Consider the following 23,694-nt stretch of genomic DNA (forward strand, 5'->3'; position numbering starts at 1 on the left):
TGTAACTGGCGCATTGAGCCTTTGTCAGTATTGAATTTTTTTGGCTAAGTGCGGATGGAATTACATGCATCTTTTTAATAGCAGGATGAATTTATCCACAATGAGGATTTAGATAATTAGAAAGTGAGCGGTACCATAATAATGGAAATTTTTTCACTTCGGTAGTCTTGACTTTAAAAATTTAAAAAGAAAGAGCTTTGGGATTGTTCCATATAAAATAGTGACGCCCACCATTGAACTCTCCAGCAAGCAAAGAGAGCATTTATCTCTTGACTAGTGTTTCTACACAAGTTAGAGCTTTCTGCCCCGAATCCAAAGAGCCGACAGAAAATACATCGCGTTGGTTCAGAATCTTACCGGTACCTGGGTGTAAATGAAGAATCACACCCAGGTTGAAAAAATTTCAAGATTACTTAACAGCTAAGCGATTCGTAGCAATATCCTGCATCTTCCTGCCTTCTTGCCAAATTTTCAACATCACTAGGTGCATAACTTAAAAAAGCCAACCTTCGGCTTAAGGAGCCACCCATGTTTTCAATATCCATTTGTTCAAGCTCAAACAGCAACTGCGGTAAGGTCGTGATCACTTCGCACTCGATTTTACGGACCAAAGCGCTGATTTGCTCTGAATAATGTCGATTCCAGTGCATGTGGACAAAACGCAAGAAGAAAGAACCCTGCTTCGTATAATCTTTAAGAATAAAATAGGCCTTTTTTAAATCAGCAGAGCCAATGAAATTGCTATAGGAGTGCGGCCAAACTCTTCTTGCAATTTGATGTTCTGGGCTGATTGGCTTTTCATCAGTGAGGGAAACTCCTTGAACTGACGCTGGTAAATGGCTAAATAATTCTTCAAGTTCAATCCTCCCATATTGTTCAAAGCCATGACCACTTAAATCCACAATTTTAATGTGTTCAGGAATCTGACTAAGCATTAAATAAAGTCGATTCAAGGTTCTTGAATCTCTTTGAAAGCCATTGTTTCTTAAACTCAGCGAAGAAATCGTTTTTGGACAGGACTCAAATAAAGCCTGGATATAGGCCCTATCCTCCAGGCGATTTAAACCACACCAACCCAAATCAAGGTGCTGGGCTCCTGGCTTTAAAGCGCCAATGCGCTGCTTAGCCACGGTAAATGAATGTTGTTGAACCTCATCCGTTATGACATCAGGAGGCGTTGCGGCAATCAAGGTCTTACTCAATTGGTTGATAATGCCTGAATATTCATCAATCGCTTGTTTATCCGCAATTAAGTCATCCAATTTAAACTTTGAAAATTCAAAAATCGCATTAAAAATGATCAACAGCAGTTCATCTGGGAGATAATAGCTAACCTGGTTCAGCCATTGCATCAATACGACTCTTAATCGAGCCAGCTCTTTTTGCTGAGTGAGGCGACTGACTGGCTTAAACAGCGATAAATTGCGATTCTTTGAAAAGGGCACCAAAACCCCATCTTGCCTGAAACCAAATTTACCTTCATCCAGTATTATTTTTTTTATCGTTGCAGGGATAGACTCCTTGAGTCTTTCAAATTCAAAGGGGCAAAAATCGCTAAAACCGTTATCAGAAATGTCTATCTCCATAAGTGTTTTTGGAAAAGAACTGCAAAATTTATCACAATCCAAAGGGCTAAGCTTGTGCAATTGATTGCCGCTTAAATTGATTTTTTTAACATGAGGAGGGAGCTGTGAAATTACCTCTATAAGCTCGTCCACCGTTAAATGACTCAAAGCGCCTTCGCTAAAATCCAATTCCTTGATTGTTTTAGTTAATCGGGAGAGAGCGGTTATTATTTCTATTGAAGAAAGCCCATGGAGACTTTTTCCACTTAAGATTAAAGTGGTTACATGGGGAGGAAGGAAAGCAAATCGGGCGCACAGATCAGCGGCGGGTAAATTAAAGTCCTCTTCAGATATCTTCAGGCGTTTGATGTTTACAGGGAGAGCCGAAAGTATAACGCTCAAAGAACGAAGATCAATATTATTATTACTAAGGTCCAATTCAATCACAGACTTAGGAATTTCTTTTAGGCAGAGTACAAATTCCTCAAGTTCTAAATTGCACGGTCCAGTTGCAGACAAATTCAAGACTTTCAGATTTCTCGGCAAATATTTAAACAACATTTTCGAAAAGAAAGCGCCGTTTAACCATATTTTGTTCTCAGACCAATTTAAATACTCTAAATTTTCAGGTAACTGTTTAAACAGTACCGGGATTAAATCGACAGGCAGTTCATGTAACTGAGTCTTGCTCAAGTCCAAATGCCGCATGCTTTTTTTACGGGAGAAATGACTGAAGAGCTCAATGAGCTTTTCCTTTGGTTGATTGAACAAGGAAGCGCTGATGAGGCTAATTGATTCAAAACCATCATGGATGAACTTTAAGCCATCAGGCCATGAGAAAGTGATTTCACGCAGGGTTGCAGGGAGGCTTTCAAATAATTGCTGCTTCTCGCCATATTCCAACTCGAGTTGAAAATGGGCAAAATCAACTCCTGTAACGTTAGCCCGAAGTGCCTGTGCCGTTTTAATTAAGTTATTGCCCCTGAAGTTGATGAGAGGAGGTAAGTGGGGCTCATGGACAAAATGAAAAGTTAGCTTCTTTATGTGCTCAGGCAAGGCATTCACATATTCAGCAAAATTGCCGACAACATCGAGTTCTGAATAATCAGTAAAATAAATAGAAAACCCCGTATCCACTAATTGACTTCGGTACTTAGGCCTATATTCAAATCTCACCTTTTTTACAGTTTTAGGAAGCAAAGGAAGGAATTGGCTTGCTGTAGTGCTTAAAAAATCACCTTTAAGGGTGAGCTCAGTTACCTGCATTTGAGATATTTTCTTTAAAATGGCTTCAGCTTGCGCCTGATTTTCGAATTCATTCAGGTGAATGAGCATGCTCCGCTCCAGATGTGATGGTCAGTTATGACGCAAAAGGTTTTTTTAATTCCATTACGCCTTAAATTTGCCTATTTTACCTTTTGGGAGTGCAGGGATCAAAAAAATGGAGCATTGCAAAAGGCTTTTGGGCTTTAGCAGCATGTAGGTCGCGCTTGGAGAAAACAAATCAATATCACTTCTTAAAACAATTTAGGTGGAATGATAATAATAACCAGTTAGTGGGTTATGTGCTTAGAGGGTTGCTTGATTAGTGAGGCCAAAACCGTGACCTGATTGCTTAGTCTATAGTTATTACATAGTTCGATGATGCAGGATAGGTCGATGACTAAACACTTAGGGGTAGGTTTTTTTGAGCAATCGGAGGATGCTTTACTCAAAGAATTGTCTTATCTAAATCCAAATGAACTGGCGCAGCAGCGGTTAATCTCCCGTCAATTAGATTCGCTTACTTCTTTAAACCATTTATGGAACAATTTTCTAAAGGAAGAGTATCGCATTTATCCGCAAAACCAAAAATCAAAGGCCAGAGAACGTTTCATTAAACACCCTGAGTGTCGTTTACCACAGTATGTTGGCTGTGATTCAAACGGTTCATTTTGGCAAGCTGAATTTCTTAAAACAGCGAATCATGAGCTGCTCAATCAGTTCACTGAACAGCAAAAGCAATTGCTTGCAAACCATGTCAATATTTTGTCATTGATTAGTCTGGGATTTTTAACGCTTAAAGAAGCAGAAGAATTAACTGCAAACGAAAGGGAAAACCTAAGTAAATTATTCACAATAATTCTAAACTATAAGGTCGATGTTGAATCGGTAAAACAATTAACTCCTGCTGAAAGCTGGCGAGTAAAGAACGTTATAGCGTTAATTGACGCAGACATACTAACCGTGGACCAGGCAAAAGCACTAACCGAAGACGAATATACTAAATTACACCAGCTAACATCCTTAATCACTTCAGGACAATTAGCTGTAGAAGAAGTAAAAAAATTCTCTAAATCAGAGTGTATAAGCTTAGGTTATACCGCATCCCTAATTATGAAGGGGATTCTCTCTATTGATAAAGCCAAATCTTTAGCTTTGCAAAAAGCCAGGTATTTAGGTGAAACCACGTCCCTTATCGAGGATGGCTTGGTCAATGTGGATGAGGTAAAAAGTTTGGACTCCAAGAAATTTAATAGGATGAAAAAATTAACCCAAGTGTCTTCATTGATTAAAAGCGGAAAACTGACCATTGAAGAGGCTAAGGATTTAACTGCGGACGAATGCGAACTGTTAAATAATACGACTCCCTTAATCAAAACGGGACACATCACTATCGAACAAGCCAAGCGCTTGACCCTGGATGAAAGTATCATTCTAAATTACACAGCAAGTTTAATTGAATCCGGTATTTTATCCTTTCAACAGGCAAAAAAACTTAGCTTAAATGAAGCTATAAATTTAAATGTGGCAGCCCCACTAATACTCGCCGATAAATTGTCCTTTGAAGATGCAAAGCAACTGACGGAAGACGAACGACTAAAATTAAAAGGGATAGGCCCTCTAATTGTGGCGGGTAAATTAACCATTAACGAGGCTTATGAATTAACCCCTGAAGAACACTTAAATTTGAATGTTGCAGCTCCTCTGATTATGCGCTCTTTCTTAGACGTAGAGGCGGCTAAAAAACTAAGTGATTTCCAACGCATTAACATAACTTCCCTGGCAAAATTTAATCTTGGCTCCGTATCCAGGGAAGATGTCAATTTAGCCTGTAACGCTCGTAGCAATAAGCCAGAGCCTGAGAATCCAGATAAGCAGTTTAGCAGATGATAGGCGATGCAGCCTAGGTCGGGCCTTAGCCCGATAAATTTATTCTTGATTCTTAAACTCATTTAAATAAAATTTCTATCAGATTTATACCTTACCAGCCTATTTGAGGCGTTTTCGGGAACCAGTTGGTTTGTCGGGCCAAGGCCCGACTTACGGTTGCTAAGCACTATAAAATTATTCAACAAGTAGCGTATTTTATAGTGACTCTAAAACAGATGATCTAACGTCCACTGCCAAGCAGCCCGTGATTTGTATATTTATGATACACTTGGTCTTTCATTAGCTTTTGGATTACCATGACTTTTAGTTTGACCAATTTGGCTATAAATAATGCTTTACTTCAAAATTTTATCTGTAACCCCAATCGAAGCTTGTTAAGTATTTCAAACGTTACTAGAGAACAAGAGCAACCTTGCCTTACTACACTGCAAAAAATCGCAAGTGAGCGGAAGCATGAAACGCCAATCCTGATATCACTAAAAAATTTAAACATGGAGTTTTTAAGAGAGATTCTTAAAACGATTGAAGGGAAACCTAATATTAGTGAGCTAGTTTTTACTGATGAGGGTATGGCAAAAGATGAGGCTATTGTCGAAATATCTAACGCTTTAACGCAACAACATTGCTCCATTGAGAAGTTGTGTTTTTCCTTAGGAAAAACGAAATTAAATTTTCTACCTTTAGCGCAAGCTCTACAAAGGAATCAGACAGTTCTACATCTAAGACTTTCGAGTTTTAGGGGCCCTAATCCTGCGACATTTAGGGACTTAGAATGTATTTTTCAAGCATTAGCTGGAATAGAAAATCCTGCTTCGACGCAAGTCAACACTTCCGTGCAGACACTATGTTTACAGGGGATCCACATAACTTCCTTAGATAATGGACCGGCTCTAAAATCGTGCAATTTAATGTTAAAACAAAATCAATCGATAATTAAATTTGGTTATTTCGGTACTGATATTGCTGCTAGTATATCGTTTAGTGATTTCGATAAATTGAAGCCTGGTTTAATTAGTAATAGGCGATTGTCAGAGCTTGATTTAAGCGGTATTAAGGTATCTGCTGATGAACTTCCAAAACTCGTTTTTTATCTACCTCCTCATTTAGAAGTTCTTAATCTTTCTCACTTAAATTTCCCTTCCTATAAAGGAAATCTGATCGAAGGTCTTATTAACTTAATCAAAGAGTGTAAAAAGGAAAAATTATCTTTGCATATCATTTTTAATGGTAATAAGTTGGAATATGCGTTGGGAAATGCGCTTGAAAGATACCCCGAACAATTAGAAAAATTGTTGATATCAGACTCTCAAGTCTCTTTAGAATGTGATGACCTTAAAGAGATATCTTTGTACAAGAAAAACCAATGTGTTACTTTCTTCAATATAGTAGCCGCCACTAAATTAAAAGACTACGAGCTGGTAGAACGCAAGTATAGGTCGGGCGTCCCGACAAATTCTTTTCCTTGATCCTTAATAACTCATTCACATATAAATTTTTAACAAAATTAGCACTTCACCATTTTGACTAGCCCTATTTGAGGGCGTTTTGGAAACTCGTGGTGGTTTGTCGGGCGAAGGCCTGACCTACGCTTGCTAGTTCTTATTAAGTTGTTCATACTCTTTTTCTCTACCCGTTCTTTCAGCAAGCCATTTTATTTCCGATAGAATTGTCTTATGGTATTTCTCAACACCTTTCATGTCTCCCTTTTCCCACAAAGCAGCATGTTTTTTGGCTAATCTCACATAGCGATTAAACCTACGTTTATCTTGCCATCCCATGTATATTTTGTTTTCAATTAATTGTCGACGAAAAGCGTCAATACATTCTGCTACTGTTTGATTCTTAGAAGTAGGTGTGCGGCATTCTGGACTCCAACTAGCATACGAGATTTTCAAAAAATCAAATCCTAAATTATAAAATTTATTTTTTTCGCTATTTTTTAGAAGACGAGTATAACCGTCGTCAATAAAGTAAAAAATCAGAGTAACTACAGCAAGTAATAATGTGGTGGCTGCTACAGCCCAGTCGGCATAGATTGAATTACTAAAAAATTTATAGAGCCACTCTTCCATATACTTTCCTCTTTGTAAAAAGTATAGCCAGGTAATGTAATAACATGTTCAAACTATAGAAAGTGTTTTGTAATAAGGGATATTATTATTGCAGTAATAGCTGAAACTATTATTGTTGTAGCTTGTTTAAATAACCATGAGGAGTGCCAGCTTGTTCTTTTTATTTTTGATAACTGGGACCAAATGTTAAGTTGGATTCACTATCAATATACATAATCTTAGGCTTCATTTCTTCCTGTATTCGAATTTTTGCTTTCTGAAGGTTATTACCACCTAGGGCTGAAGAGTGCAATTTATTACTAAGCTCTGTTTCTAAGTATTGACGTAATATAGTTTTGGACTCTTCAAATAAATTTTTTAATTTGCTTACCCCGAAGCAAGTGTATATTTTGTTATCCTCTCCATTAAATATTTGCAATATAAGACTGGTGCTCTCATTAGAGTGTTTCTCGTAACAATTTATCGCAGCATCCTTTACCAGAATAAGAGTATTCGCGCTAACCAGCATCCCCTTTGCAGCTTGTGCTCGAGTGATTGCGTCATAGCTCTCGACAAACTCTTTTTCTGCTTGTTTTACCTTTAACTTCAATTGAGCTTCCATAGCCGTGAATTTCCCTTTCAAACACATATTCCTTCTCACCTAGTATTGCAATCTATTATTACTTGAATGCGAGAGCACGTCCAAAATGATAAGCACTTTCTATTAAGTGTACGCCAGAAACATGTAAAAAATGGATTGGATATGTGAATTGAAACTTTCTAGTTAGAAGGGTTAAATTGGTCGGGACGGAAGGATTTGAACCTTCGACCACTAGCACCCCATGCTAGTTAAAACCAATTCCATTCAATTTCAAATAAATTCAATTATAACCAAACAAGCCTTTAAAATAAAGGATTTGTTGCCTTTTCATATTTCAAATGATATAAATTGATTTCATACAAGTAAACAAAAAAGTGTAGCCAAAGGTGTAGCCAGAAACTGGAGTCATACAAGGATATAATTATGGAAAAGTTTACCCATAACAAAATTGCTAATTTAAGTGCCGAAAAAAATCGTTACCATATTACTGAGGGTAATGGCTTTTGTTTAAGAGTTTCTCCAAAAGGTACAAAAACCTGGTTCTACCGTTATAAATTTGGCGGTAAAGAGAAATGGCTCACTATTGGTAATTTCCCAGTAATGGGTGTTGCTGAAGCTAGAAAAGCCTTTAATGATTTATGGGAGATAAGGCAGTCTGACCAAGACCCAGAAGACATTATCCAAAAAAAATTGCTCCAAAAAAATAATAATGTGAAAACGTTAATTTCTGATTGGTACAACAATTATATTGTTAAACACCGTAAGCAACCCCAACAGATTAAACAACAAATTGATGCTGACATTATCCCTCTATTAGGAACATTAGAAATTGAAAAAATACAGCCTCGAGACATAGCAAAGGCCTTGGATAATATAGTTCAAAGAGGCTCCCCTGTTCACGCCAATAAAGTGCTTAGTACTTTGAAACAAGCATTTAATTACGCGGTAAGTCGAGGAGAAATTACAATTAATCCAGCCATAAATATTCGAGCAAGGGACATAGGTGGAGTAGAAAAACCTCGTGATCGCAATCTCGATCTTGATGAAATAAAAAAAATATGGCTATTTTTGGATAGTGATAATCACTCTATGTCAATTCAGATTAAAAACGCCATTAAAATCATATTATTAACTGGTGCAAGGACTGGTGAGCTAAGACTAGCAAAATGGTCTGAATTTAATTTCGAGAAATCGCTTTGGATTATTCCTCCCGAGAACAATAAAATTGGACTTAGTATGAAGATTCATCTCAGCGATCTTACTAAAAAACTTCTGTTGGAAATAAAAGAAATTACTTTATCTAATTTTGTTTTAGCTGGGGTCGATGATGATTCCCCACTAGGCGATAAATCCATATCTAAAGCGATTCAACGCATACAAAAACGAGTAGGTATCCCACAATGGACTGCCCATGATCTCAGACGCACTTTTGCCACTCAGCTTGGAGAAACATTGCGAATCGACCCAGTAGTTATAGAAAAATGTCTTGGACATAAAATGCCTAAGATCATGGCGACTTATAACAAAGACGAAATGCTGTACCAGCGCAAAGAGGCTTTAGAGAAATGGAGTAGCCTGATAGAAGAACTAACAATAAACAAATTTGAATTTGTGCAACTATAGTGGTACAATTATAATGAATAGAGATATTGAATATATTGCCTATCAAGGCGAAAAGTTTACGATTGAATGGTACTTTGACGAAAAGAAGCATAGCCAATCTCAAGAATATTATTATTCTTTGAATAAAGACGAACGCATTCAGTTGTTGAAGCTCTTAAAGAGAATGGGCGATGCCGGTATCATTCACGATAAAACCAAGTTTAGACATGAAGGAGATAAAATTTATGCCTTCAAACCTAAGCCAGATAGATTTTTATGTTTCTTTTTTGAAGACAGAAAAATAATTTTAACTAATGCCTTTAGGAAGAAGCAGGATAAGTTACCTTTAACCGAAAAGGAAAAAGCCTTAAAGGTTATGGATCAATATACCAGTAGAGTAAAAACAGGTGATTATTATGACTAAGAAACATTTATCTACTTTTGAACGAGAAATGCAGGATCCTCTTTTTCGTGAACAATTTGAAAAAGAATATGATGAGTTTCTATTATCTGAAATCATCAAAGCACTCATGAAGAATGGCAAAATGACCGTGAGAAAACTGGCCGAAAAAGCAGGGCTTTCTCCAACTGTAATTCAAAAAATTCGCTCCGGTGAGCAAGAAGATGTAAAGCTTAGTAACTTCCTCAACATCTCTCACACTTGCGGTTTTAAAGTGGTTTTAGAAAAAGGGGATGATAAGTATTACTTATAAACCTTTAGAAATTAATCATTGTCTAAAGCAGTCATTGACCACTTCAGACAATGAAAATGGATTTATCTGACATATTGATTAATCCAGTTATCAATCACGTCTTTATGCCAGGCTAAAGTTCTGCCATGTAATTTTACTGGCTTTGGAAACTTCCCTTCACTCCACCAACGGCGTAAAGTCAATCGGTCCTTTCCGATAATGACTTCTACGTCATTGATAAACAGAATCTGTTGTGTAAATAGATCATTAACTGGTTGCATCATTGATTCTCCAAATCCCTCTGTTATTTAAGTTGTAAACGAGCCTTCCATTCACCCTTGTGTTCCATATCAATGACTGTGATAAACAGCTTCAGCAAATTCAATTCAACCTTACTTTCTTTAGGTAAACGATTGTGCTGGTAGATTAATTGCAAATGAGCAATTGGAGAGTTTGATAAATTAGCGATTCGTTGTAGAGAATAATTGGTTGAATCCAGTAGATACTGAATAATACCCTTATAGATGGTGATCTTTTGATCGTAAAACATGCGATATACTCCTGTAAAACATGTGTACTAAAGTCCAAATCGCACAAAATTAACATTAAGTATCATTTGGCGAAACTAATATTAAAACGATATTAAAATAATTATCAATATGTATTTTTAAGAAATTTAAATTAAGATACGATATGATATTGAATGATACCGTTTTATATGATAATTTTTTTACGACGTTCGATTAAAAGGATAATTTTATGAGTAAGGGACCCTATCAATCGTTTGCAAATCGCTTGATCCATACCCTCAAAGATAAAGGACATACTGCATCTCGTTCACCTAATGGGATCTGTATTAAAGCCTTAGCAGAATTTACAGGTGCATCAGAACAAATATGCCGTCGCTATATAAGAGGTGATGCTCTACCTGATTATGAGAAAGTTAAACAATTAGCTCATCATCTTCATGTAAACCCAGGCTGGCTATTATTTGGTGAGGAAGGACATGCAGCTCCTAAGAAAAATGAAGTCGATGAAACACTACTTCATTACATCTTGAAGCAAAGCCATCATTTATACCCTGTTTCTCATGGAAGTAATGACGATTACGCCGATTTTGTGTTAGGATTGATCAAAGAAGTACGTGCAATTGACACATCGGAAAATAATTTACTAAAAATCATTGACTTGGCCATTGGTTCCATTTCTTCCTACGAAGAACAAAGAAAAAAGCACAGTCATGCCGTTTAAGAAGTTTGTAGATATGGATGTAACAGCTGTTGAAGTAAGGCTTCACCCTAAAGCAAAAGATTTTCTCTTTGAACATTATATCACCATGCGAAAAGTGTTCTCTGACGTACTCGGGCAAGTAGAAACAGACTATGCTTCCATTGCCCTCATCAATCAAGCAGGACAGATCTTTTTCATGTCCTCCAACCCAGCTATAGAGCAAAATTTAATTGAGAAAAGTCTCTGGCTATTAGACGGCTGTTATCAACCAGAGTTCATCAGCCAGGATCAGCCGAAATTATGGAGCGAACTGGCTCATATAGGCTGTATAGAAGCAATTACGAAATACAAACAAATAAAACCCGGACTCATCACAGGTATTTCCATCCCTACTGAATATGATTCTTACAGAGCAATCTTTTCATTTGGATTAAAACGGATAAATCCCTATATCCAGAACAAAAGCTCCATTCATTGCGAAAAGCTATTAGCGTTGGGCAAGTTTACGTTAAGGCGAATTCAAGAGTATTTAACTTTCCCTGACAAACGACCATGTATGACAACTAAGCCCAACCTGACATTAATCATTAACAATGAGGTGACCTATGAACACACTCCTGGATAAAAACGATCCTATTTTAAGACAAACCGCTGAGCCAATTGCAGAATCAGAATTTGGTAGCAGCTGGTTAAAAGACCTGATTAAGACCATGTTCGGCATTATGGCTGATAAGGGCGCCGTAGGCGTTGCTGCTCCCCAAATTGGCATCAGCAAACGGGTTATTGTATTTGGTACTGATTATACAAAACGGAGAAAACCAGAATATCCCATCCCCGATACTGCATTAATTAATCCTGCATTAAAAATCCTATCCCAAGAAATTCAAACTGGTTATGAAGGTTGCCTTAATTGCGGTGAGTTAATGGGAGAAGTTCCAAGAGCGATGGAAATTGAATATTCAGGCTTTGACATAGATGGAAATAGAATTACCAAAAAAGCTTCAGGCTTAGAAGCCCGTATTCTTCAGCATGAAATTGATCACCTGGATGGATTTTTATTTTTAGACCGAGTGGAAGATCAAGATTCACTAACCACCTTATCGGCAATGCAAAATAAAGGATAATCGCATGAAGCACCAAACCCGAATCATACTGGCTGGCACATTAGGCAATTTAATAGAATCTTTTGATATGGCCATTTGCGGCCTACTCTCAGTCTACATTGCCAAATACCTAATTGGTGATGCTTCAAAGGGTTTGTTTCTAGTCTTTCTGACTTTCTTCGGTGGATATCTAGCTAGGCCTATTGGGGCTATGGTGATGGGCTTACTTTCCGATATTTATGGCAGAAAAATTATTCTTGCAGGTTCAATTCTCACTATGGGTATATCAACAACTCTTATTGGATTTATCCCCCCTCAGAGTATCATAGGCACAATTTCTGTTATTACCTTATTATTGTTAAGAGTTATTCAGAGCTTTTCCTGTGGTGCAGAATATCTCAATTCCTCAGCTTACCTTGTTGAAAATGCAGAAGTATCCAAAAAAGGCTACTCGGGTAGCTGGGCTTCGTTTGGTGCGATGTCAGGAATGCTGGTAGCATCATTCATAGCATTATTAGTTACATATTTTACCAATCACTATCCTGAACATGATTGGCTAATCTGGCGTGTGCCTTTTGTCCTTGCGCTATTAGGTTCATCTATTGGATTATATATTCGGTTATGTATTCCTGAGAGTATGGAGTACATCATGTATTATGCGGACAGGCCGAAGCCTAAATTTAAGAGTCTGTTGTCTGAATCAATCAGCTATATCAAAAATAATAAAATCCAATCTCTCTATGTATTTATTTTAAGTTGCTTGGGAGTAACAACAACTTTCCAAATTTACATTTATGGCCCTATGCAAGCTCATTTATATGGACATTTTCAAGATCATGAAATTATCTTGTCAAACATACTCTCACTAATTGTTTTATTAGCTGTATTTCCTTTAGTTGGAAAATTATCTGATAAAATTAATCGAGAAAGGATTGTTATCTTTGCTAGTATCGGCTTCTTAATCCTTTCTCAGCCATTTTTTTATGCACTGTCTCATCATGATATTTTTAATCTTTTATTAGGTCAGGCATTAATTGCAATTCCTGCAGGGGCTTATTATGCGACAGTTCCAGTGATATTATCGGAGATGTTTCCTATTAAATTACGCTGTACTGTTTTGTCAATTTTGTACTCCACAGCCGCTAGTTTATCAGCTGGCCTGGCACCTCTGATTTCATTTTTGTTAGTGAAAAATACTGGATTACCATCATCCCCATCATTGTTAGTCTATGGATTAATCGGAGCTGTCTTTATAGCCATAAAATTAAAGCGATGGCATGAGAAAAATCTAAATTTCAGATTAAAGATATGTGAATCAAAATTGAACAGCACTGAAGTTTAATGATGGCTTCTTAATGAAGATATATTCATCAAGATAAATTCCTCTGGATTTAATGAGGTTGTCTCCTGATCTCTAAATTCTCTTACGATTCTATTTAATGGTGATTTTTTTATAAATCCCTTAGTACAAAGCTCAGAAAAATCATCCTTTGATATTCCCGTCATTATCTCAAAAAATTGTGGAGTGATCCTCCCTCGAATAGCCGTACACCTTGTTTAAGAGATATACTCTCATCAACAAGGAGCAAAAATGGTAAGAAATGTTTATACAAAAGAGTTCAAAATAAAAGCAATAGAATTGCTAGAGCAAAGCAATAAGTCTTTAAGACAAATAGCAAGGGAACTCGGAGTGTCCGAAAACAATCTTTATAATTGGCGTAAAGATTATAGAAGCAATCAAGAAAAAGCGTTCCCCAATCAACCGCAACTTGATGAGAAAGACCTGGAGTTAAGACGATTAAAAGCGTGTATAGCAGAGCTTGAAGAGGAACGAGAAATATTAAAAAAAGCGGCCGCGTTTTTCGCCAAGGAAGGCCAGCGAAATACGCGTTAATAAAAGAACAATCGGCGTTCCATCGAGTAAAAAAACTTTGTCAAGTATTAAATGTTTCAAGTAGCGCTTATTATGCATGGCTAAAAGGTTTTGATAGCCCTCGCCAGCAGGAAGACAGGCTTTTGGCTCAAACTTTACGTGATGAATTTGCGGCATCACGCCAAACCTATGGTGTTCCACGTTTACAGAAGGCGCTGCATAAGCAGGGAAAACATCATGGGAAAGCGCGGATAAAGCGACTTATGCAGCAAGAAGGACTTAAGCCTAAAGCGGCAAGGCGATTTAAAGTAACCACGGATAGTCGTCATTCAAAGCCTGTTGCCGAAAATCGGCTAGGAAGACAGTTTAATCCTATCGCTGCAAACATCGCCTGGGCTGCTGACATAACCTACATTCACACCAATGAAGGATGGCTTTATTTAGCTACTGTAATCGACTTATTTAATCGAAAAATCGTTGGTTGGAGTATGGGAACACGACTAGTTACAGAACTCATTGAGGAGGCTTTAATAATGGCCATTCATCGTAATAGCCCTCCTAAAGGTGTTATTCATCATTCTGATAGAGGGTCGCAGTATTGCAGTAATACTTACCAATCGCTTCTTAAGAAACATGGATTTGTTTGCTCCATGAGTGGTGCTGGTAACTGCTATGATAACGCTGTTATGGAAAGCTTTTATCATACTTTGAAAGTGGAGGCGATTTATGGGACTCCTTTTAAAACAAGAAAAGATGCTCAATTGACTCTGTTTGATTATATTGAAGTGTTTTACAATCGCAAGCGTATCCATTCAACCTTAGGGTTTCAAACTCCTAGTGAGTTTGGTATGGCTGCATAATATTGGTGTCCGGTTTTTCGAGGAAAGATCAGAGATTTTGTTTCAATCACATCGTCAATATTAATTTCTCTTTCATAGGTCATATAAATGAAATCAGCCATACAAATAGCTAAACGTTTTATTTGCGTGGCATACCATTCTTTATAAGTTTTCCTCTCTTTATCTTTTTCTTTTTCATAAAAATCTTCAATGATAGAATCCTTTACCTCGTTATCAAGATTAGGGTCTGCTTTAATTTCAGTTAAAAGTTCAGCATCCACACCAATTTGAATCAGTTTTTCTGTACTAATTTCAGCAACATTCTGAGTTCGATATCCTTTGATTTTTCCCAAAATTTCTCTAAGCCTATCATCAATAAATTTCAATTGAGCAAAATTTACCAGTAAATTAGAAGTAATTCTTCTAGCAAGAGCTATTTTAGAACCTTCATGATTAAGAACCTCAAAAATGTCTTTAGCCATTGTTGGAGTGCTAACTAAATCCCCTTCATAAAATCGTTTTATATCCAATGTGTCACATAACTTTTGGGTGACAATATCAAGAGTAGGTATATTAGTGTTTGATGTCCCTTCAAAGCTAGCTAGTTGATCAATTTGATCTGAGATATTGCTAGCGCACTCATAGGTTACTGTCAAACATCGAGTGATAGCGAAATCAAATACCCAAGCAGTAGGCTTCAATATTTGATTTATTTTTTCATCAATCCATCTTGATTGCACTCTAAAAATAGCCTGGAAATAGGACTCTGCTGACTGAGTGTCGTTTAAAATGAGGATACTATCCCATTCTTTGATAGTTACCCCAGTCAAAAACCGTCCACAAGTCAAAGTAATTGTTCCTAATTTGCTTGGATTAATATTTACATCTCTAATTGCATGTTCAACTTTTGATTTTTCTCTGGCAATAATTTGTTCATTTTCACTTTTAGCTGCATCTGAACCAGAAGCATCGATTAAAACAAAATTTGAAAAATAAGGGTGTACACTAAGTTTCCTAATTAACGCTTTAATGGAGTCAACCCTCTTCAACCACCAGACCGTATGGCGTTTGGAGGGGCAATTTAATTTTTGTCCTAATTTTCCAAAAACACTAATTGAACGCGCGCTATGATCTGACTTAGTTAAACCATCAATAAAATGATCGACAGAATCAACAAAGACGAAATTACCGTCTTCATCTGTTTCAAATAGTTTATTCAATGAAAAATCAATATCATCCGTTTCAAAAGTATCTCGCTGATCAGCAATATCTTTTTCAGTAATTTCAATAGCTGAAATATTAAGATCAGGCATTAATCGATAAATTTTTTCTTTTTGGTTATTGGGATCATTGTTTTTCTCTATTCGTTTATTCTCCTGCTCATCAAGATAACTATATGTAAACACCTGCTGTGCGCAAAAATCATCATGCTCAATTAGTTTAAATGGGGTTCCCGATAAATCTAAACGAAAAGTAAATTTGATTTGGTTTAATATATGACTAGCACGCTCTGTCCTACTACCGTAATGCACTTCATCAAAAATAATCAGATCCCAGTTCACTTTGGGGATATTTTGTAATCTTTCTTTTGTATTACCATCTCCATCAATCCACAAGTCTTGGAGTGAAACACACAAAACTATAGGGTGATTGTAGTCATGAAAATCAGAGTGAGTCTCTAAACTAGGTTCTGTTGATATTTTTGATTTACTTTTTGCACGTATACCAATCCATCCATCAAAATCCACATGCTCATTCACCGCATCAAGCCACTCGCCAATGACATCTGGTTTATATGTAACAACTAAAGTGCGTTTTGCATTTAATGATTTCGCTAAATGTATACTTGTAAAGCATTTCCCGAAGCGCATTTTGGCATTAATCAAGAATCGACCAGGATGAGTTGATCCTCTAATTACCTCATCGTCGTAATCTTTTAAAAACCATTTTTCAGCCCTATCAATAGCTTGCTTTTGTTCTTCTCTTAATTCATAACTATGGAGGCGTTGGCTACCATGCATAACTTGATGGTATGCTCTTTTGACATCATCAAATGTTGCATAAAAGAACTCTTTCCCAGGGGAGTCTTCAACCCTTTTAATGCCATTTTTTATTAGTTGCGCATGAATATGATGATCTGTTTTGCCTAGAGGAAGCTCACCTAGCAAAATAAACTCTGGGTATTCAGCATTACTTGTACCAAATTGCTGTTTGATTCTGGATTTGTAACCACCAACCTTTGAATGCCCAACCTTAACACGCCCCTTGGCTAGATCAGACGGAGTAGCATAAACATATAACTCTAGCCTTTCCATTATGACCACTCCGCAACTTTTTTCTTTATGTGTAATTGTTCTTCTGGCGTTAATTGAAAATACGAGAATAATTCTTCATCAGTCCATTTTTTAGAAGTATCTACATATGGAACCCAATTCCATCTATCTTTAGGAATATGTTGGGTTATTTTTCTAAGACCTAATAAATATCTTGCAAAATCTGTTTTCAAATAAGAAATTAAGTTTTCAGCATCTTCTTTATTTGTGAATGTATCTATGATGCTATATGTTTCTGTACAGATTGTCCCACTTGGTATAAGAAAAATTTGGTTAAGTGGAATTGTTGATCTTCGATTACCTTTCGATCCTCCTGCTACGGCAGGAATGCCAACTTTCCAATCATTAATTTTACTAAAATTCTTTTTGATAAAGCTCTTATCAACAAATTTTGTTATCTTATTTCTTGTTAAACAAGGAATAAAATTTTTACTGCGAACACCACTTTCTTTATATTTATTAAAATAATTTGTAGCCAGTCCAAATGGATTTCTTGACCAAGCAATAGAGCCAATGTATTTTCCATTCCAGTGTCTTAATATTTTCCTAACTATATTATAACCATTTGGGTCGTCCGCTATGATATCGAACTCATTCAGATTTAAGTTAATTTGATATTTATCATCACTAAATGTAGTCAATCCATTGTGATTTTTCGCATAATGAATAAAACAAATACCACCATTAATATCTACTGTTGGAAAAATATCACTAGAATTTTTAAAATATTTGAGGTTCTTGATTTTCCCAGAATTGATCATTTGTTCTCTAAATTCATCCAGACCTTTACCACCACCAAACCACCGCGCTGGAATTACCAAAATAAATTCACTGATCATTTTAGAGTCAATTAACGATTCGACAAAATAATTGTATATAGACCTAGCACTTTTACCAAAACCACCATCAGACTCTTGATAGGGAGGATTCCCTACAGCAATAATTCTTTTAGGTTTTGAACCGGAATTTATATAATCAAGCATATTATAAAACTCCTCTTTAAATTTTAACTCATCCAATCGACCATCAGTTTCTGATAAATAATTCCCATTCCTGATAATTTGATTATATTTGTCGCTATGCGAATTTGTATTTCCTAAAAAAGTCCTCAGACTCAATCGATGGTGTCTTTCATCTGGAGATAAACCAAAATAACGACCAGAGTCATATAATTCTTTTTTAACATCATCCAACTTTAACAACCCATCTGACAGCTTGTTTTTATGCCAGCAACTTAAAAAAGCGCAGGCCAAAAGTATTTCTCCTGCTTTACAAAATGGGTCAAAAAAAACAACTTCCTTTTCAATAAAATGATAAGGCTCAAGAAGAGTCACCAGATTACAAGATCGTTCCATTGTCATAATCTGCTGGTCCCTTCCAACCACGTTTCCCAAAATATCCACTACATGAGCGGTTTTTAATGTTAAATTCTGCTCCATAGCTCGCCAGAGTTTATTTCTTTACCTTGATTAATTTTTATTATCAGTTCGTTTCGTGCAAAATCAAATATATCGTTTTTAGAACTATATTCTGCATTAATAAAATTTAAAGCCTGTTTAAAAAGGATCGGGGTGGAATTCTTGTATTGGTATTTTCTAAAGTATTCAGCCCAAGTTCTTTTGAAATTAATAGGGTTATGACCGTTTTCAACTATCCATTGATTGCTTATTTTGGTTTTTTGAGCATTCACCCTTGAGGATTTTTTATTATTTATCATTGCTGACAACATTTCATTTTCGTGAATCTGCCATTTAATTGTACATAATAAATGGGCAATATATTCTCTATCCTTATTGATAAGGGGCGCATAATCTTTAATGTTTAACTTCTCAACCAAGAATTGCAAAGAGGTTTTGAGCAACCGAGTACGGCAGTCAGCTATGTTGTCTCTATCAATATCAATTGCCCAAAGTGTATTAATTGCGTTTGCAATCGCATAGTAAGCAGCATATTCGGGGGATTGGTAAGTAACTGCCCTACAAAAAAATGCTTCTAGCCGTTTAAAAAAAATTGCTACAACAATATTTCCATGTCCACAGCAAGGCTCAAAGAATGCGATGTCTTCATCAGACCAAGAAAAATTATTGTCTTGCTCCAGAAGTTTAAGCATAGCATTAACATTGTCGTCAGGAGTAAAAACCTCTCCTAAATCCTTAATGCGAGCTTTAGAACGATGATGAATAAAGCTTGGTTGAATAATACACTCCATGTAGACCCCTACAATAATCCTTTATCATATTGATCAGTATAGAATATTTTTGACGTTTCGCTTTTTCAGGGATAGCATGTTCTGTTATCGAGTTATTAATTATGAGAAGATTTTACTCAATCCGATAAATAAAGTTTTAACTAAGGTTGCTAGAGACCAAATTAGGCCACTAGAGAAGATATATTCTAAGCCTACCTATTTATCTATGACCATATAGCATCTAAATCCACATCTTCACTATCTGGCTGATGACGTCTTTCTAACTTATGAACCTGAAGTACCAGAGGTAAATCAAAAGAAGTCCCTGTTATAATACAACATCCCTTTGATAAGTTGGGAATCATACCTTTTGATAGTGAATCCAGTGTACTAATAGTATTATCAAGTAAAAATAGGTCTTTATCGTTGACAAGCCGATGAATAAAAAAATTATGGATTTGGGACATGATCGTTGGCGAGATATCTGCTGGTCTTTGGCTAGATAAAGTCAAAAATACGCCAAATTTACGCCCCTCTTTAATAATTTCTTCAAATAGTTCTAAACGATAATCCTTCCAACTTTCTTGTTCCCTCATGGACTGTAGTGACAAAATATTGTGTGCTTCATCAATAATTAAATGGAGAGTTTTATCTGGTGGCGTTGTTATTTCCTGTTTGTGTTTTTCATACAGATGCTTTGCTAATAGAAGCGGTAATATTTTTTTTATTTCTTGATTACATTTACGCAATGAAACTATTGTTAGTATTTTTTCGTCAGAAAACTCACCGTTTATTTCAATAACTCGTTGTAGATTTGCTACAGATGATTCAATTCGTTTTAGCAAGGGTTGAATGTGATCGAACTGAACATATCCTGCATTCAAATCATTTATTAATTGCAAATGAAAACGAACAAGAAGCTCTTCGAAAAATGTCAGAGAATCTATAGTAATTTCGTCCACTAAAGCTTTAAAAACCTTATTATACGGCTCCTCGGTACCATCAAAATAGGTGTCAGGTGCTTCAAAAAATTGAAGATTTTTGTTATGCCAAGATATTTGCCTTATTCTTTGATCTAGCTCATTTCTCCTAATTATTTTCAATACTTGACGCATTAAATCTATTGCTTCCTTTTTCTGAGATTTACACATAAAAATTTGTTGAAATGTATACTTTACATAATTACTGAGACTTTCTTGGTTAGCTATGTATTTTTTCCACCCCTTAACTACTCGTTTTATAAATGGAAGTTGGGTATTGGGTGTTGCTTTAAATAGCAATCCGAGAGTTTCAGAATCCAACAATTCTTCAAAGCCTATCGGAAATTTATTAGGGCTTTCTTCGCGAGTGGAAAGAAGATAAACCTTTTTGTCTTGATTATCTAAGAGCTGATCCGCTGTATACTCACCATTGAAGTCAAGCAAAATAAACTTACTTACTCCTTTAATAGAGTCTTTTTTTAAGTCAAATAGAGTCTTGTATAACTTAGCTAATGTATTAGATTTTCCGCTTCCAGTATTCCCAAAAATACCGATGTGAGTATTAAACAATTTACTCCATGGCAATGAGAGCGGTATGTTTTCCTTTAAGAGATTACCTATCACAAGGGAATTAACTAAACGATCACCATGATAAATTTTTGCCACCTGAGTTTCAGAAATTAGAAACACAGGATCCTTTATCATGGGTAAAAATTTTATACCCTCTACAAATCTTCCTTCATGAAAATAACCAAGTGGCTTCGCCTCAACTTTGCGAATATAAATTACCTTATTGCTATCTTTCTCGTATCGAGATTCATCCAAGTATTCGCCCTCAATGATGCAAACGATATCTTTAAATCCTCGCTGAATAGTTATATGTTCACGAATAGACACTCCTTTAAATTTATTTCCATCATAAAATATTGTATCTTTACTCGACTCATCAAAAATTTTTAAAATTATTTTTACTCCATGAACCGCAATAACTTCGCCGACTTGGATGGCCATAATTATTTCTCTCCATCCGATTCATCATTGTATAAGCGTAAAACCTTATTATTAAATAGTTCAAAGTTAATATTTGAATCTAAACTAATAAGCTGAACGTTATTAAATCCACTGAATCGCTCCTTCATTATTTCAAGCTCCAGCGCATTAAAACAACAAATAAATAACTGTAGCGTTGGATTTGATAATGATCTCTTTACCAAATTAAGAATATGTTCATCAGCAAATGAAAATCCAAAAGAAATAAATACAGTGTTAGGTTTTTCTAATTCATAACTTAGTGCTCTGAGCATTTGATAATAATGTTCTTCAAAAACTGTTTCATGAAACTTCCATTTTTCAGGGTTGACAATGGGAAGTTTCTTATACAATTCCCAAAACTCCGTTTTTAAATCATCAGTTAATTCAGATAAGTCCAGTTCATCGAAATTACTTAATTTCGCTTTGGGTGAGCTAACAATCTCAGTAAATTGAGTGAAAGAGTTTAATAAAAGTATTTTTTCCTTTATTTCGTTAAAATCATTTGTTTTTTTATAATCAACTGCAATTTTATCTCCTTCTTTTTGCCAATAAACAGAACCATGCAAATGAATACAATTAATTTGAGGAACATCAGTATAACTTTGTTCAAAAATCCCCGATTGATATATAAATGAATTGAAATTTTTTACTTGTAAATATCTTTTTTTAAAGCCTCTTGTTCCGTCATTTATTGCAAAGTCATACAGCCCCTTTTTTAATAATTGATCTGCTGAAAAAACGATACATCCATCATAGTTTGTTGTAAATATGTTGCATCTTCTTTCAGGAGAACGTCTTTTATATAAAATCTCTAATATTGTACTCAAAAAATTTGTGTATTGATCGATCACTTTATTTTTTGTTTCATTCTCTAATGAATCGATATCAAATTGCATAACAGGGTTCACGCAATTTTGAAAATAATACATAAAAAGTAGAGTCTTTAAACCATTCTTACTTTCATTCTCAAAGTACTCAGCCAAAGTTTCAATAGTATGTTGTCTTCCAGAATGCTCATCATGTATTGATAATTGTAAAGTTGGGAATAACCCATAAGATGCTCCAGAACCAATTAAAAAATTAATATTTTTATCACAAATCTCATCTATTTTAATTTGGCTTTGCATGATTTAACTCTATAATTTGGTTTTTCATAAACTCACCTCTTGGGTCATCCGTTAAACAAAGCAACCAAGAAGCAGCAACCTGCAACTCTCTCGACAAAATCTTTGCCTCCTCTGGACCAGGGCTCCTAGTACCTTGCTCCCAATTTCCAATCCTAGCAGCCCCTAATCCCGTCCTCTCAGCCAAAACTTTAATCGTCAAGCCATTCGCCTTTCTAGCCTGCGTAATCCTACTACCAATAATTTTTTTCATGTTCATTTAGGTTCATTTGCTATCAAACAGAAATACCCCATTGACTCTAAAAAGCGCCTATTTACAATGGGTTATCAACAACACATTTCGTGTTATTGATTGATACTAATTGAAATCATTTGATAGTTCAAGTGCTGTTTTTAGCGGTGCTTATTAAGGATGAAATAACGAAATGGGATTTTTATTTGTTAATACCGATGAATTATCCGCACTGATGGGATTGCCTTACATTCAGCAATCAGCCTATTTGCTGGGGATTCGTCCATATATGGATCGTAATACCTTCCTAGTAGGTGTTAAACGTAAAATCAGCTATCAACAGCTTGCGGAGGCTCTCTACGTTGAACCCCATCAAGGTTTTGAACATTCAGGTAGTCCTAGCCGTCCTCAATTACGCCGTATCATTTATGCGCTTGAACGCGCTGGGTTAGTGGAGATCAAATCTATTGGCAAACAACTCATTTTAAAATGCTTATTAGCCAATTCGGATTTGTCTGCTCAAAATAAACCCGTCACAAACCCGACACATCAACCCGACACAAACCAGAACGATAAAAATAATATTAAATCATCAAGTTACGATAAAAAATATCAAAAACCCAGCACAGCGCAAAACACAAAACCCGACACACCTCATAACTCCAAAGATCGTTTTATTTTTTTAAAGCAGCAATTTGAAAAATTTTGGTCTCTTTATCCTTTAAAACAAGACCGAACTAAAGCCTGGCGTGAGTTTGGTTATCTGCAACCAGATGAACAGATGGTTGACCAAATACTAACAGGTCTACAAGCCCAAATTAATAACCGTGAAGAAATGGAGTTTATCGGCGAGTGGCTGCCGAACTGGAAATACCCAGCTACCTGGCTTTCACGCAAATGTTGGAACGATGAATTACTTACCTTAAAAACCCAAGAGGAGCAGCAGAATGAAGCCAATCAAGCACGTTCTCGGAAAAAATCAGCAACAGATATCCTTACTGAATCCTGCAAAGATGCAAACTTCGATTTCGACTTTGATGAATCATCAGACACAGGAAACAACATTCTCTCATTCGACCACACCAGAGTACGATAA

The 23,694-nt window shown here is 36.0% G+C and carries 23 protein-coding genes; 12 read left to right on the forward strand and 11 right to left on the reverse strand.

Annotation, left to right across the window (positions count from 1 at the left end; genetic code table 11):
- Positions 1–413: 413 nt before the first annotated feature.
- Positions 414–2,900, reverse strand: coding sequence for a DUF5617 domain-containing protein (locus EL203_RS11980; protein WP_058470702.1), 2,487 nt, complete (start codon positions 2,898–2,900; stop codon positions 414–416).
- A 324-nt stretch (positions 2,901–3,224) separates the two neighbouring features.
- On the opposite strand from EL203_RS11980, the gene EL203_RS11985 reads away from it, so the two are divergent.
- Positions 3,225–4,718, forward strand: coding sequence for a hypothetical protein (locus EL203_RS11985; protein ID WP_058470703.1), 1,494 nt, complete (start codon positions 3,225–3,227; stop codon positions 4,716–4,718).
- 296 nt (positions 4,719–5,014) lie between these two features.
- Entirely contained in the window at positions 5,015–6,184 is a 1,170-nt protein-coding gene (locus tag EL203_RS11990; RefSeq protein ID WP_058470704.1) for a hypothetical protein, read from the forward strand.
- A 126-nt stretch (positions 6,185–6,310) separates the two neighbouring features.
- On the opposite strand, the gene EL203_RS11995 is transcribed toward EL203_RS11990, so the two are convergent.
- Positions 6,311–6,790, reverse strand: a complete 480-nt coding sequence (locus EL203_RS11995; RefSeq protein WP_058470705.1) for a hypothetical protein — start codon at positions 6,788–6,790, stop codon at positions 6,311–6,313.
- A 160-nt stretch (positions 6,791–6,950) separates the two neighbouring features.
- The gene (locus EL203_RS12000; protein WP_126320123.1) at positions 6,951–7,391 is read right to left on the reverse strand and encodes a hypothetical protein; all 441 of its coding nucleotides are present in this window, start codon (positions 7,389–7,391) and stop codon (positions 6,951–6,953) included.
- A 402-nt stretch (positions 7,392–7,793) separates the two neighbouring features.
- Between EL203_RS12000 and EL203_RS12005 the strand changes: the two genes are divergently transcribed.
- From EL203_RS12005 to EL203_RS12015, 3 genes are read left to right on the forward strand one after another with little or no spacing between them, the layout of a single operon-like run.
- Positions 7,794–8,993, forward strand: a complete 1,200-nt coding sequence (locus tag EL203_RS12005) for a tyrosine-type recombinase/integrase (RefSeq protein WP_058470707.1) — start codon at positions 7,794–7,796, stop codon at positions 8,991–8,993.
- Positions 8,994–9,006: 13 nt separating this feature from the next.
- The gene (locus EL203_RS12010) at positions 9,007–9,396 is read left to right on the forward strand and encodes a type II toxin-antitoxin system RelE/ParE family toxin (RefSeq protein ID WP_010652889.1); all 390 of its coding nucleotides are present in this window, start codon (positions 9,007–9,009) and stop codon (positions 9,394–9,396) included.
- A complete protein-coding gene (locus EL203_RS12015) occupies positions 9,389–9,685 on the forward strand; it encodes an AsnC family protein (protein ID WP_058470708.1) in 297 nt (98 codons plus the stop codon). Before EL203_RS12010 ends, EL203_RS12015 begins: the two co-directional genes overlap by 8 nt.
- A 62-nt stretch (positions 9,686–9,747) precedes the next feature.
- On the opposite strand, the gene EL203_RS12020 is transcribed toward EL203_RS12015, so the two are convergent.
- Positions 9,748–9,945: a helix-turn-helix transcriptional regulator gene (locus EL203_RS12020; protein WP_010652887.1), complete on the reverse strand. Its 198-nt coding sequence runs from the start codon at positions 9,943–9,945 to the stop codon at positions 9,748–9,750.
- Between the two features lie 23 nt (positions 9,946–9,968).
- Positions 9,969–10,214 (reverse strand): hypothetical protein, encoded by a 246-nt coding sequence (locus EL203_RS12025; RefSeq protein WP_010652886.1) that lies wholly within the window; start codon positions 10,212–10,214, stop codon positions 9,969–9,971.
- Positions 10,215–10,423: 209 nt separating this feature from the next.
- Here EL203_RS12025 and EL203_RS12030 point away from each other — a divergent pair, with 209 nt between their 5' ends.
- The 6 genes from EL203_RS12030 (at position 10,424) to EL203_RS12055 (ending at position 14,730) form a co-directional block, all read left to right on the forward strand.
- Positions 10,424–10,915, forward strand: a complete 492-nt coding sequence (locus EL203_RS12030; protein ID WP_010652885.1) for a helix-turn-helix domain-containing protein — start codon at positions 10,424–10,426, stop codon at positions 10,913–10,915.
- The gene (locus EL203_RS12035; RefSeq protein WP_183145716.1) at positions 10,905–11,519 is read left to right on the forward strand and encodes a flagellar biosynthesis protein FlgJ; all 615 of its coding nucleotides are present in this window, start codon (positions 10,905–10,907) and stop codon (positions 11,517–11,519) included. Before EL203_RS12030 ends, EL203_RS12035 begins: the two co-directional genes overlap by 11 nt.
- On the forward strand, positions 11,500–12,018 hold the full coding sequence (gene def / locus EL203_RS12040) for a peptide deformylase (protein WP_058470709.1): 519 nt from the start codon (positions 11,500–11,502) through the stop codon (positions 12,016–12,018). The genes EL203_RS12035 and def overlap by 20 nt, the downstream gene beginning before the upstream one ends.
- 4 nt (positions 12,019–12,022) lie before the next feature.
- The gene (locus EL203_RS12045; RefSeq protein WP_058470710.1) at positions 12,023–13,339 is read left to right on the forward strand and encodes an MFS transporter; all 1,317 of its coding nucleotides are present in this window, start codon (positions 12,023–12,025) and stop codon (positions 13,337–13,339) included.
- Between the two features lie 249 nt (positions 13,340–13,588).
- On the forward strand, positions 13,589–13,891 hold the full coding sequence (locus tag EL203_RS12050) for a transposase (protein ID WP_058470711.1): 303 nt from the start codon (positions 13,589–13,591) through the stop codon (positions 13,889–13,891).
- Entirely contained in the window at positions 13,891–14,730 is an 840-nt protein-coding gene (locus EL203_RS12055; protein ID WP_058470712.1) for an IS3 family transposase, read from the forward strand. Before EL203_RS12050 ends, EL203_RS12055 begins: the two co-directional genes overlap by 1 nt.
- On the opposite strand, the gene EL203_RS12060 is transcribed toward EL203_RS12055, so the two are convergent.
- The 6 genes from EL203_RS12060 to EL203_RS12085 all read right to left on the reverse strand — a co-directional run bounded on the left by EL203_RS12060 (position 14,697) and on the right by EL203_RS12085 (position 22,625).
- Positions 14,697–17,024, reverse strand: a complete 2,328-nt coding sequence (locus EL203_RS12060) for a DEAD/DEAH box helicase family protein (RefSeq protein WP_058470713.1) — start codon at positions 17,022–17,024, stop codon at positions 14,697–14,699. The genes EL203_RS12055 and EL203_RS12060 overlap by 34 nt on opposite strands.
- Positions 17,024–18,481, reverse strand: coding sequence for an Eco57I restriction-modification methylase domain-containing protein (locus tag EL203_RS12065; protein ID WP_058470714.1), 1,458 nt, complete (start codon positions 18,479–18,481; stop codon positions 17,024–17,026). The genes EL203_RS12060 and EL203_RS12065 overlap by 1 nt, the downstream gene beginning before the upstream one ends.
- Positions 18,466–19,251, reverse strand: a complete 786-nt coding sequence (locus tag EL203_RS12070; RefSeq protein ID WP_058470715.1) for a hypothetical protein — start codon at positions 19,249–19,251, stop codon at positions 18,466–18,468. The genes EL203_RS12065 and EL203_RS12070 overlap by 16 nt, the downstream gene beginning before the upstream one ends.
- Positions 19,252–19,454: 203 nt before the next feature.
- Positions 19,455–21,221: an ATP-binding protein gene (locus EL203_RS12075; protein WP_058470716.1), complete on the reverse strand. Its 1,767-nt coding sequence runs from the start codon at positions 21,219–21,221 to the stop codon at positions 19,455–19,457.
- A gap of 2 nt (positions 21,222–21,223) precedes the next feature.
- Positions 21,224–22,369, reverse strand: coding sequence for an SIR2 family protein (locus EL203_RS12080; RefSeq protein ID WP_058470717.1), 1,146 nt, complete (start codon positions 22,367–22,369; stop codon positions 21,224–21,226).
- Positions 22,353–22,625, reverse strand: coding sequence for a helix-turn-helix domain-containing protein (locus tag EL203_RS12085; protein WP_058470718.1), 273 nt, complete (start codon positions 22,623–22,625; stop codon positions 22,353–22,355). Before EL203_RS12085 ends, EL203_RS12080 begins: the two co-directional genes overlap by 17 nt.
- A 166-nt stretch (positions 22,626–22,791) precedes the next feature.
- On the opposite strand from EL203_RS12085, the gene EL203_RS12090 reads away from it, so the two are divergent.
- Complete coding sequence (locus tag EL203_RS12090) at positions 22,792–23,694, forward strand: hypothetical protein (RefSeq protein WP_058470719.1); 903 nt, start codon at positions 22,792–22,794, stop codon at positions 23,692–23,694.

The organism is Legionella jordanis (genome assembly GCF_900637635.1).
Taxonomy (GTDB): Bacteria; Pseudomonadota; Gammaproteobacteria; order Legionellales; family Legionellaceae; genus Tatlockia; species Tatlockia jordanis.

Bases quoted from the DNA above. Each gene is read 5' to 3' on its own strand.
- EL203_RS11980 (WP_058470702.1), bottom strand. From the start codon at position 2,900: ATGCTCATTCACCTGAATGAATTCGAAAATCAGGCGCAAGCTGAAGCC.
- EL203_RS11985 (WP_058470703.1), top strand. From the start codon at position 3,225: ATGACTAAACACTTAGGGGTAGGTTTTTTTGAGCAATCGGAGGATGCT.
- EL203_RS11990 (WP_058470704.1), top strand. From the start codon at position 5,015: ATGACTTTTAGTTTGACCAATTTGGCTATAAATAATGCTTTACTTCAA.
- EL203_RS11995 (WP_058470705.1), bottom strand. From the start codon at position 6,790: ATGGAAGAGTGGCTCTATAAATTTTTTAGTAATTCAATCTATGCCGAC.
- EL203_RS12000 (WP_126320123.1), bottom strand. From the start codon at position 7,391: ATGGAAGCTCAATTGAAGTTAAAGGTAAAACAAGCAGAAAAAGAGTTT.
- EL203_RS12005 (WP_058470707.1), top strand. From the start codon at position 7,794: ATGGAAAAGTTTACCCATAACAAAATTGCTAATTTAAGTGCCGAAAAA.
- EL203_RS12010 (WP_010652889.1), top strand. From the start codon at position 9,007: ATGAATAGAGATATTGAATATATTGCCTATCAAGGCGAAAAGTTTACG.
- EL203_RS12015 (WP_058470708.1), top strand. From the start codon at position 9,389: ATGACTAAGAAACATTTATCTACTTTTGAACGAGAAATGCAGGATCCT.
- EL203_RS12020 (WP_010652887.1), bottom strand. From the start codon at position 9,945: ATGCAACCAGTTAATGATCTATTTACACAACAGATTCTGTTTATCAAT.
- EL203_RS12025 (WP_010652886.1), bottom strand. From the start codon at position 10,214: ATGTTTTACGATCAAAAGATCACCATCTATAAGGGTATTATTCAGTAT.
- EL203_RS12030 (WP_010652885.1), top strand. From the start codon at position 10,424: ATGAGTAAGGGACCCTATCAATCGTTTGCAAATCGCTTGATCCATACC.
- EL203_RS12035 (WP_183145716.1), top strand. From the start codon at position 10,905: ATGCCGTTTAAGAAGTTTGTAGATATGGATGTAACAGCTGTTGAAGTA.
- def (WP_058470709.1), top strand. From the start codon at position 11,500: ATGAACACACTCCTGGATAAAAACGATCCTATTTTAAGACAAACCGCT.
- EL203_RS12045 (WP_058470710.1), top strand. From the start codon at position 12,023: ATGAAGCACCAAACCCGAATCATACTGGCTGGCACATTAGGCAATTTA.
- EL203_RS12050 (WP_058470711.1), top strand. From the start codon at position 13,589: ATGGTAAGAAATGTTTATACAAAAGAGTTCAAAATAAAAGCAATAGAA.
- EL203_RS12060 (WP_058470713.1), bottom strand. From the start codon at position 17,024: ATGGAAAGGCTAGAGTTATATGTTTATGCTACTCCGTCTGATCTAGCC.
- EL203_RS12065 (WP_058470714.1), bottom strand. From the start codon at position 18,481: ATGGAGCAGAATTTAACATTAAAAACCGCTCATGTAGTGGATATTTTG.
- EL203_RS12070 (WP_058470715.1), bottom strand. From the start codon at position 19,251: ATGGAGTGTATTATTCAACCAAGCTTTATTCATCATCGTTCTAAAGCT.
- EL203_RS12075 (WP_058470716.1), bottom strand. From the start codon at position 21,221: ATGGCCATCCAAGTCGGCGAAGTTATTGCGGTTCATGGAGTAAAAATA.
- EL203_RS12080 (WP_058470717.1), bottom strand. From the start codon at position 22,369: ATGCAAAGCCAAATTAAAATAGATGAGATTTGTGATAAAAATATTAAT.
- EL203_RS12085 (WP_058470718.1), bottom strand. From the start codon at position 22,625: ATGAACATGAAAAAAATTATTGGTAGTAGGATTACGCAGGCTAGAAAG.
- EL203_RS12090 (WP_058470719.1), top strand. From the start codon at position 22,792: ATGGGATTTTTATTTGTTAATACCGATGAATTATCCGCACTGATGGGA.